Source organism: Succinimonas sp. (assembly GCF_045225735.1).
Lineage (GTDB): Bacteria > Pseudomonadota > Gammaproteobacteria > Enterobacterales > Succinivibrionaceae > Succinimonas.
Genome location: NZ_JBGVBR010000259.1, coordinates 1 through 2,867, shown reverse-complemented (window position 1 = coordinate 2,867; position 2,867 = coordinate 1). Strand labels below are relative to the sequence as shown.

The 2,867-nt window shown below is 39.9% G+C and carries 2 protein-coding genes; both read left to right on the top strand.

All coding sequences use genetic code 11. From position 1 onward, the window contains the following. Nucleotides 1–1,880 (top strand): hypothetical protein (locus tag ACJROR_RS09235; RefSeq protein ID WP_406546850.1); only part of this gene is annotated, 1,880 nt, incomplete at its 5' end. Between the two features lie 162 nt (nucleotides 1,881–2,042). Further along, on the top strand, nucleotides 2,043–2,867 hold an 825-nt coding region (locus tag ACJROR_RS09230), incomplete at its 3' end, for a hypothetical protein (protein ID WP_406546849.1).

Genomic DNA, 2,867 nt, shown 5'->3' with positions numbered 1-2,867 from the left:
CGCTCGATAATGAAGGCAAGAGGGTCAAAAAGTTGCAGACAATTCCGTATGTCAGGATGTCTGATGAGGATAAAGACAATGTGAAGTCATCTGTATCCGGAAAATTCATAGCGGTATTGGAAAAATTTTTGATGAAGTACCAGGGTAAAGAAACTTTCAGCGGTTTGAAGCTTTCGGCATTACAGGTAGAGAGATTATTTAGAAAAGAGCTTAATGTTTCGGTTGACGATAATCCGGAGCTTGCGTTTTTCAGGGTGAATATCCGCAGGGAATCGGCTACCTTCGAGATTATGGTATCTGATTTCACCGGTACTGATTATTTCAGAGAGCTTTCCTTTGTTGCCAACGAGGCTCTCAGTAAGGAAACCAAACTGTCCGGAATAATGAAAAAGTTTTCTAAGGAGCTCAATGCTGATTATACCAGGAAAGCCAGGAAAGAAAGCTTGGCTGTGCCACCAGCAGTCGCATTGTTCAATGAGGCCAGGGAAGCGTTGATTTCCATGCCGAAAGAGGTTAACAGCGACCGAGAACAGGAGTTGTACAGAACAAAAATTGATCAGTTTTTTTCGAGTTGTTATTCCTCTTTGGAACATGCTCTTTATGATGTTTATCGCATATATGATGATGCCTCCCAAATATCACAAGAAACTGAACAAATGAGGAAAACTTTAATAAAAAAAGTTCTGGAAAGATATCAGATTAATCTCAGAGACGAGATAGCTGACGTTGACTTTGTAGCAAATACCAGTCTTTTTCGCATAAACAGTATTCATGAAAATCATGACATGCAGACGATTCTTTTCCTGTGTATTTGTCAGGCAGCAACACGGCCTGAGCATCCTATCATAAATTTGCTGCAGCATCATACGAAGTTTATTTGCAACATACGTAATCTTAAACGTGTCAGGGATAGTGTAAGTCATGGCAGTAATGATTTGCATGTGGATTTTTCTGACTTAGAAATAGTGATTAAAACTGTTAGCAAATATCTTGGTCAATTGATTATTAATTATAAAAAGTATCTTTCATTAGGAAATGATAATAATACTCTTCAAAAAGAAGTTTTACGCGGTATTCCTGAATTTGCAGATTTTGAAAGATTTAAGGCAAGGTATGATTTGGAACAAATGCTGGGCTATTCTTTCATTGCCGAACTTGATCCGAATCTGACAAGCAGATTGATGATTTTGTGTCGGAAGATCAATCAGATTAAAGGCAGTTCTAATGGGGCAGATGTAAGTATCAGAAATTATCAGTGTATTGCCGACATGTATCGACTTCTGGAAGCAGTTTTTACAGATTTTGTATCAGACATCAGTCATCGTTACAGACCTATTGAGCATGAGTTATTAAAGTCTCAGGTTGAAGAGTTTATAAACAGCGTGACATTTGATGAAAAAACATTTCAGAAAATGCTAAAAAAATCCCGGAGGAAGGAGAATGAAAGTATTGAATATGCCGATACTGCTTCTGATCCTCAGGCTCAGCAGTGTTTGTGTCCGCTCTCGTTTGCTGCTAATCGCAGGCAATGCGTCATTCAGTATAATAATCACTGGTGTTGGTGTTTGTGTCCTTTTCCGTTTGTTGCAAATCGCAGTCTTGCCACAGTGAGTAGTACAAGGGTGGTAAGCGTTCTAAGAGGAAGAGGAGCATCTCTGCAGGCTGCTGTAGTTGCCTATCTGTTTTCGAGAACACATGAACAGCTGCAGGATTTGAAGGCGTTAATGGATCAGTACGATTTTGATCTTATTGAGTATCTTGAAGAACTGATAAATCTTAGGGGACATGGTATAAATACTGAAATTAAGATGAATAATGTTGATCTTAATAACATTTTTAAAAAGTTTCTCTTTCTTTTTAAGATTTTGCTGAACGATTAATGGAAATGTTTTCAGGAGGAAGAGATACTTAAAATCAATTGCCAGATTATTTGCAGCAGTTAAATATGTACTATTGATTATTGCATATTTGTTACCAGGGAACCACGGCTAACGTCAGATGTGTTCTTGACCAATCCTTTTTTCTTTATTGAGGTTTACAGCATGAGTGCCAGTAAAACAAAGTTATCGAGCGATCCGATAAGAACGGCCAATTTGGATGAGTTGAATAAAATTCGTGATGAAGTCCGCAAAGAAAGGGATGAGCTTGATAATCAGAAAGCTGAAATTGCGTCCATGAAGCAGGAAATAGCTGTCAGGGAAAAGGAACAGCTGCGTGTTCAGAATGAACTCATCCGGCGTGAGCAGGTTATTGTTCAGAAAGAAACAGAAGCGGCTGCAAATTTTCCCAGCCTTATGGATAAGGAGTTTAAGGTTCAGGCTTCTAAGCTCCAAGCTGCAATGGATGAACTTGCTACCAAAAGGAATGCCCTAGATCAGGAGCAGGTGGCTTTACTGAAACGCAGTAACGACATCAAGGAAGCAGAAGCAAAAATCAAGCTGCGAATGAGCGAACTTGACACTGAGCTCCAACAATACCGTCTGGATAAGATTAGCGAGATCAATGATGCGATTGAAAACGAAAGAACCTCCCGTCTTGATCAAATCGGCAAACTGATGGATCAGGAGGCTGAAAAGCGTACCCGTCAAAATGAAGCAGAGATGCAAAGCAAGAAGGATGAGCTTATCAATAAGGAAAATGAGCTCAAGGCGAGAGAAGATGAGCTTGAACATAATACTGCCAAGTTAAAGGCTGATAATGAACTCCTTAAAAGCCGTGAGGATAATCTTGAGCGGGATCGCGAGCAGATCGACAGACGTGTTCAGGAACTGGTGGAAGCAAGAAAGAAATCCTTTGCGGATAGTGAAGCAAGCATGAACGAGGAAATTGAGAGACTTCGCAGTATTAATCGCGCCAAGGATGCGGAA